At 63.7% G+C, this 6918-nt stretch carries 9 protein-coding genes and 1 pseudogene; 7 read left to right on the forward strand and 3 right to left on the reverse strand.

Annotation, left to right across the window (positions count from 1 at the left end; translation table 11 throughout):
• On the forward strand, positions 1-858 hold an 858-nt coding region (groEL, locus tag EOB49_RS31795; protein WP_127383301.1), incomplete at its 5' end, for a chaperonin GroEL.
• Positions 859-1120: 262 nt separating this feature from the next.
• Positions 1121-1618 carry a GAF domain-containing protein gene (locus EOB49_RS31800; RefSeq protein WP_127323136.1) on the forward strand — a complete coding sequence of 166 codons (498 nt, stop codon included), beginning with the start codon at positions 1121-1123 and terminating at the stop codon, positions 1616-1618.
• A 13-nt stretch (positions 1619-1631) separates the two neighbouring features.
• Here EOB49_RS31800 and EOB49_RS31805 read toward each other — a convergent pair whose 3' ends face one another.
• The 3 genes from EOB49_RS31805 to EOB49_RS31815 form a co-directional block, all read right to left on the reverse strand.
• Complete coding sequence (locus EOB49_RS31805) at positions 1632-2687, reverse strand: YeiH family protein (protein ID WP_127383302.1); 1056 nt, start codon at positions 2685-2687, stop codon at positions 1632-1634.
• Positions 2688-2810: 123 nt separating this feature from the next.
• Entirely contained in the window at positions 2811-3188 is a 378-nt protein-coding gene (locus EOB49_RS31810; protein WP_127255934.1) for an ester cyclase, read from the reverse strand.
• A 102-nt stretch (positions 3189-3290) separates the two neighbouring features.
• Entirely contained in the window at positions 3291-4232 is a 942-nt protein-coding gene (locus tag EOB49_RS31815) for a LysR family transcriptional regulator (RefSeq protein ID WP_348630286.1), read from the reverse strand.
• A gap of 152 nt (positions 4233-4384) precedes the next feature.
• Here EOB49_RS31815 and EOB49_RS31820 point away from each other — a divergent pair, with 152 nt between their 5' ends.
• The 5 genes and pseudogenes from EOB49_RS31820 to EOB49_RS38195 form a co-directional block, all read left to right on the forward strand.
• Positions 4385-4780 carry a cupin domain-containing protein gene (locus tag EOB49_RS31820; protein WP_127383303.1) on the forward strand — a complete coding sequence of 132 codons (396 nt, stop codon included), beginning with the start codon at positions 4385-4387 and terminating at the stop codon, positions 4778-4780.
• Positions 4781-4837: 57 nt separating this feature from the next.
• Positions 4838-5173, forward strand: a complete 336-nt coding sequence (locus tag EOB49_RS31825) for a carboxymuconolactone decarboxylase family protein (RefSeq protein WP_127383304.1) — start codon at positions 4838-4840, stop codon at positions 5171-5173.
• Positions 5174-5178: 5 nt separating this feature from the next.
• Positions 5179-6168 carry an aldo/keto reductase gene (locus EOB49_RS31830; protein WP_127383305.1) on the forward strand — a complete coding sequence of 330 codons (990 nt, stop codon included), beginning with the start codon at positions 5179-5181 and terminating at the stop codon, positions 6166-6168.
• A gap of 50 nt (positions 6169-6218) precedes the next feature.
• Complete coding sequence (locus EOB49_RS31835; protein WP_245472926.1) at positions 6219-6719, forward strand: flavodoxin; 501 nt, start codon at positions 6219-6221, stop codon at positions 6717-6719.
• 106 nt (positions 6720-6825) lie between these two features.
• Positions 6826-6918 (forward strand): annotated as a pseudogene (locus tag EOB49_RS38195) (oxidoreductase); the annotation flags it as partial.

Below are 6918 nucleotides of genomic sequence, written 5' to 3' on the forward strand. Positions count from 1 at the left end.
CTGGCGACGCTGGTCGTCAACAAGCTGCGCGGCGGCCTCAAGGTCGCGGCCGTCAAGGCGCCGGGCTTCGGCGATCGCCGCAAGGCAATGCTGGAAGACATCGCCGTGCTGACATCAGGCCAGATGATCTCGGAAGACCTCGGCATCAAGCTCGAAAACGTCACCATCGAGATGCTCGGCCTCGCCAAGCGTGTGCTGATCGAGAAGGACACCACCACGATCATCGACGGGGCCGGCACCAAGGCGACCATCCAGGCGCGCGTCGCCCAGATCAAGGGCCAGATCGAGGAGACGACCTCCGACTACGACAAGGAAAAGCTGCAGGAGCGGCTGGCCAAGCTCTCCGGCGGCGTAGCCGTCATCCGCGTCGGCGGCGTCACCGAGTCGGAAGTCAAGGAAAAGAAGGACCGCATCGACGATGCGCTGAACGCCACCCGCGCGGCGGTCGAGGAAGGCATCGTGCCCGGCGGCGGCGTGGCTCTGCTGCGTGCCCGCTCGGTGCTTGGCGGCCTGAGCGGCGCCAATGCCGATGTCACGGCCGGTATCACGATCGTGCTGCGGGCGCTTGAAGCGCCGATCCGCCAGATCGCCGAGAATTCCGGCGTCGAGGGCTCCATCGTCGTCGGCAAGCTCACCGACAGCAAGGACCACAATCAGGGTTTTGACGCCCAGAACGAGGTCTATGTCGACATGATCAAGGCAGGCATCGTGGATCCGGCGAAAGTGGTGCGCACCGCACTGCAGGATGCCGGTTCGATCGCAGCCCTCCTGATCACCGCCGAAGCGATGATCACCGACATCCCGGCCAAGGATGCCGCGCCTGCGGGTGGCGGCGGTGGCGGCATGGGAGGCTACTAAAAACCAGGACTTGTTCGACCTGTTTGAGATGTGAATGGCGGCCCCCGATCGGGGCCGTCATGATTCTCAAGATGATCCATCGCAAAGTTTACGCATAGCTGCCTTGCCGACCGGCTCAGCGCCGGGAGGCAATCCTGATCTTGCGGCTTTCGGAGGGGACGCAATCCACGCTAGACTGTCCAGGCGGCCGTCTGGTTGCGGAGCTCGCCGGACTTTGGCAAGCGATCGGACGAACCGCCATCCCCTATACGGAGACACGTTCATGTTTGCGGCCAAGGCCATCGACACCTCAGACAAGGCCGCGTTCTACCGCGACCTCGCCACTCAGCTTAAGGCGCTGCTCGACGGCGAGCGCGATTCGATCGCCAATGCGGCCAACACCGCAGCACTCATCTTCCAGATGGTGCCGGACCTCAACTGGGCCGGGTTCTATTTCCTGCAATCGGACGAGGAAATGGTGCTCGGGCCGTTCCAGGGCAAGCCAGCCTGCGTGCGCATCGCCGTCGGCAAGGGCGTGTGCGGAAAGGCGGTCGAACTCGGCACCTCGATGCTGATCAAGGACGTGCATGATTTTCCCGGCCACATCGCCTGCGATGCCGACTCGCGCTCGGAACTGGTGGTGCTGCTCGAGGACGATGAAGGCGTCTTCGGCGTGCTCGATCTCGACAGCCCGCTGCCCGGCCGCTTCGACAAGGCCGACCAGGCCGGCATCGAGACGCTGGCGGCGATCTATGCCGCGTCGAGTTCGTTCGAGGACTGAGGCGCGGTTTAGACTAGGTGAATTTCACCAGCATCAGGCTGAAGCAGCCGATGAAGAGGAAGGCCGAGAAGGCGAGCGCCAGCGGGCGCAGGCCGCGCGAGCGCAGCTGCGAGATGTCGGCCTGCAGGCCCATGGCGGCCAGCCCCATGGTCAGCATGATGGTGGTGGCGAGCGCCATTGCCGACTTCACCTCGGCTGGCACCGTGACGAGGCTGTTCAGCGCCACGATGGCGACAAAGGCGGCGACGAACCACGGCATGGGCGGCCGCGCCGCTACCTCACTGCTGCTCCTGCGACGCGCCATCAGGCCGAGCGCGACGACCATCGGCGCCAGCATGGCGACGCGGGTCAGCTTGGCGACGGTAGCGATCTCGCCGGACTGGGTGCCGTTCTGGAAGCCAGCGCCGATGACTTGCGCCACTTCATGGATCGAGGCGCCGGCCCACAGGCCGAAAGCGTGCTGGTCGAGGCCGAGCAGGGGCGCCATGAGCGGGAAGCCGAGCATGGCGACGGTGCCGAACAAGGTGATCGAGGCGACGGCGTAGGTGACGTCCTCGTCGCGCGCATCGGTGACGATGTTGGTGGCGACGATGGCCGAGGCGCCGCAGATCGAGGTGCCGGCGGCGATCAGCTGCGCCAGCTTGGCGTCGACGCCGATCAGCCGACCGAGCGTGGTGGTGAAAACGAAGGTGGCGCCAAGCGTCGCCGCGACAATGCCGACGCCGCCGGCGCCGATCGAGATCACCTGGCCCAGCGTCAGCTGGAAGCCGAGCAGAACGATGGCGAAGCGCAGCAGGCGCTTTTGCGAGAATGCGATCCCGGCTTTGGCGTGCACCGGTGTGCCCAGCACGTTGGAGTAGATCATGCCGACAACGACGGCCAGGATCATCGGGCTGAACAAAGCGAAGCCGGAGACGTTGCGGGCCGAGAAGGCGACGGCAGTGATCATCGCGACAAGGACGATGCCGGGGGCGATGCCATTCCAGTTGAGGGATTTTCGCCCTTGTGTCAGATCGGCAGGAAACGCGCTTTTCGGAATATCGTTCGCGAAGTGGGAAACGGAAGACAATACAATGCTCCAAGCGGGTGTGCTGGGAGAATGTCATTCCCGAACCGATCTTTCCAACGAATTATTTTCGTTAGAATGATCGATTTTTACGAACGATCGGCGTCATCTTCTGGCCGGCCTGAATCAAAGCTGCGCTTCGATGGCCGCCTTGTCGATCACCGACCAGACGTTCCTGATCCTGTCGTCGAGGAATTCATAGAAGACGTTCTCGCTGAAGGACACCTTCCTGCCGTTGATGGGCAGGCCGAAGAAGGTTCCCTTCGGCGTGCAGTTGAACTGGAGCCGGCTGGCTATGAACGGCGGTTCGGCGATCAGCAGCTGGATGTCGAAATAGAGGTCCGGGATTTCCCGAAAATCGCGCTCCAGCATTTCCTGGTAACCCGACAGCCCGACGCGGTCGCCATTGTAGTGCACCTCGTCATGAACGAAGCGATGCAGCTTCTGCCAGTCCTGATTGTTGAGGCAGGCGATGTAGCCTCGATAGAGGTCGGTCACTGTCACGGCGATAGCTCCGGATTTTCGTCATATCTGCTCGATCCGGAAGATAGAACGACTGCGGGCGCAGTCCAGATGGAGAACCTGTTCCCGAATCGGGATGGGGCTCTATCTGCTCGTTTTGAGCATGTCTCCTCCGGAAACCCGGTTTCCTGTTCTAGCCTCGGTAGCGTAGCACGTCGACCAGCAGCGAGAAGGCCGGCGTCGCTTGCCGGCGGCTGGGGTAATAGAGGTGGTACCCGGGGAAAGGCGCGCACCAGTCGGCGGCACCCGCACCAGTCGGCCGTCGGCCAGTAGAGCCGTCACCTGTTCCTCCGGCAGATAGGCAAGGCCGAGGCCGGCGAGCACCGCGTTCATGCGCAGCGCGGCCGTATTGAACACCAACTGGCCTTCGACCCGCACCTTCAGCTCGCGCCCGGCCTTCTCGAACTCCCAGGCGTAGAGCCCGCCATAGGTCGGCAGCCGCAGATTGATGCAATTGTGGTTGGTCAGGTCCTGCGGCGTACGCGGCTTCGGCCATTTGGCGAAATAGGCCGGCGATCCGACAACCGCCATGCGCATGTCGGGAGCGATGCGCACCGCGATCATGTCGCGCGCCACCTGTTCGCCTAGCCGCACGCCGGCGTCGTAGCGCTCGGCAACGATGTCGGTCAGGCTGTAGTCGACGATGATCTCGACTTTGATGTCGGGATAGTCGGGCAGGAATTTCGCCAGGGCAGGCCACAGGATCGCATCGGCGGCATGCTCACCGGCGGTGATGCGGATGGTGCCGGCGGGTTTTTCGCGCAAGGCGCTGAGTGCCGCGATCTCGGCTTCGATCTCATCGAGCCGCGGCCCCACGGTGCGAGCCAGCCGCTCGCCGGCCTCGGTGGGCGACACGCTGCGCGTGGTGCGGGTCAGGAGCCGCACGCCCAGCCGCTCCTCCAGCGCCCGCACCGTATGGCTGAGCGCCGATTGGGAAACCCCGAGCTTGGCCGCCGCCCTGGTGAAGCTTTCCTCGCGCGCGACGGCGAGGAATGCGGTTAGCTCATTCAGATTGTCTCGCGGCATTCATGAGCCTCTTTCATAAGATCATGCTGGATATAGCACCTAATCGGCACCAATCGCAGACCCTAGATAGGCGTCATCACACCGGGCGCCTCTGCCGGCCGCCTCTGAAGACCGGCGGTCGCGTCACGCCTGTTGCCAGGAAGGGACAAACCATGGACATCACGCGAAATAGCTCTCAAGCCTCGGCCAAGGGATCGGCCGACTATTTCACCGGCGCGGTGCGCATCGACGCGCCGTTCAAGGGCAGCGAGCCCGCCCGGGTCGGCGGCGCCACCGTGACTTTCGAGCCCGGTGCGCGCACCGCCTGGCACAGGCATCCGCTTGGCCAGACGCTGATCGTCCTCTCGGGCGCAGGCCTGGTGCAGCGCGAGGGCGGCCCGATCGAACCGATCCTGCCCGGCGACATCGTCTGGTTCGCGCCCGGAGAGAAGCATTGGCATGGCGCCGCGCCGACCACCGCGATGAGCCACATCGCTATCGCCGAAGCGCTCGACGGCAAGGTCGTCGACTGGCTGGAGCATGTCAGCGACGAACAATACGGGGTTTGACCAAGTATCGGCGCGTGGCGCCGAGTTCAACGCCCGAACTCTTCGAAGGAGACCACCATGACAGATGTTCCAAGGCTGAAAAGCCCATTCTCCGATATCGCTCCCGCGCTTGGCAGATACACCGACGAGGTGTTGTTCGGCGACGTTTGGGACCGCCCCGGCCTGTCGCCGCGGGACCGCAGCCTTGTCACCGTTACCAGCCTGATTTCGGGCTACCGGATCAATGAAATGCCTTTTCACATGAAGCGCGCGCTCGACAATGGCGTCACCCGCGACGAACTCATCGAAACCATTACACATCTCGCCTTCTACGCCGGATGGCCCGTTGCAAGCACTGCGATCGGCATTGCCCGCAAGGTCTTCGAACAAGCCGACGCCGAGAAGAAGGGATAACGACAATGCAGATGCGCACACTTGGAAACAGCGGTCTCGACGTTTCGGCCATCGGGCTCGGCTGCATGGGAATGAGCCAGTCATACGGGCAGCCGATGGAGACGGCGGATGCAGTCCACCTGATCAGGGCGGCGTTCGACCGTGGCATCACCTTCTTCGACACCGCGGAGGTCTATGGACCGTTCACGAACGAGGAGGTCGTCGGCGAGGCGCTGCAGCCGATCCGCGACCAGGTGGTGATCGCCACCAAATTCGGCATCGACATCGCCGGGACAGCCGGACATGATGGCATGGACAGCCGGCCGCAGCATATTCGTGACGTCGTCGAGGCCTCGCTCAGGCGGCTGAGGACCGACCACATAGACCTCCTATACCAGCACCGCGTCGATCCGGTCGTGCCGATCGAAGAGGTGGCGGGCGCTGTGAAGGACTTGATCAGCCAAGGCAAGGTGAAGCATTTCGGTCTCTCCGAGGCGGGCGTGCGCACGATCCGGCGCGCGCATGCGGTACAGCCGGTCGCCGCGGTCCAGAGCGAATATTCGCTCTGGTGGCGTGAACCGGAAGAGGCGATCCTGCCGGTGCTTGAAGAACTGGGGATCGGCTTCGTGCCCTTCAGCCCGCTGGGCAAGGGGTTCCTCACAGGCGCCATCGATGCCGGCACGACATTCGACAGCAGCGACTTCCGCAACACCGTGCCGCGTTTTGCAGAAGACGCCCGCAAGGCGAACCAGGCGCTGGTCGACGCGATCGGCGTGATCGCGGCCGAGAAGAAGGCGACCTCAGCACAGGTCGCTCTCGCCTGGCTGCTGGCGCAGAAGCCCTGGATCCTTCCGATCCCCGGCACCACCAAGCTCAATCGCCTCGAAGAGAACATCGCGTCGGCCACCATCGCGCTGACGGCGGACGATCTTGCCAACATCGAGAATGCGGTCTCGGCGATCGCGGTGAAGGGAGCGCGCTATTCTCCGCAACAGGAAGCAAGGATCGATCGTTAGCCACCTGGGAGAGCGTGATGAGCCAACCAGTCTCAAGGCGGGATGCATCTATGACCATGCTTGCACTGCCACTCGGTGCCGGATCGAGCCGGCCCGCCAGTGCGTCGAGCGCGCGGCGAGCGGGCGGCGCCAAGGTGCTGGTGGCCTACTACACCCGCACCGGCAACACGCGGGTCATCGCGGCCCAGATCAGCAGGGCTCTGCGAGCGGATATTTTCGAGATCGCGACCGTCGATCCCTACCCGGAAGACTACAAGCAGCAGGTTGCGGTGGCGGAGCAGCAGCGGGAGTTCGGTTTCGAACCGGCGCTGGCCGCCACGGTGCCTGATATCGGAACCTACGAGACGGTGTTCCTCGGATTTCCGATCTGGGGCATGACCGCGCCTTCGGTGATCCGCTCCTTCCTGTCGAAACACGATCTGTCCGGCAAGACATTGGTGCCGTTCATCACCCATGGCGGCTACGGAATAGGGCAGAGCCTGAAAGTCCTCGCAAATCATGCACCAGGGGCTCGGCTCATCGCAGTGCGACCAGGAACGCCAGACGCTTGACGAGGTCACCGGCTGGCTCGGTCGGGTCGAATTGCCCGGCTGAGGCGCCAGTTCGAACGCTCAGGCTGCCGTGGGCAGCGAAGCCGACAATCAGAAGGATGAGATCATGGCCGAGAACATCAGGGACAAAGTCGTCGTCATCACTGGCGCCAGCAGCGGGCTGGGCGAAGCCGCCGCACGGCTTCTGGCCAGGGAGGGC

This window comes from Mesorhizobium sp. M7A.F.Ca.MR.148.00.0.0 (assembly GCF_003997735.1).
In the GTDB taxonomy this organism is placed as follows: Bacteria; Pseudomonadota; Alphaproteobacteria; order Rhizobiales; family Rhizobiaceae; genus Mesorhizobium.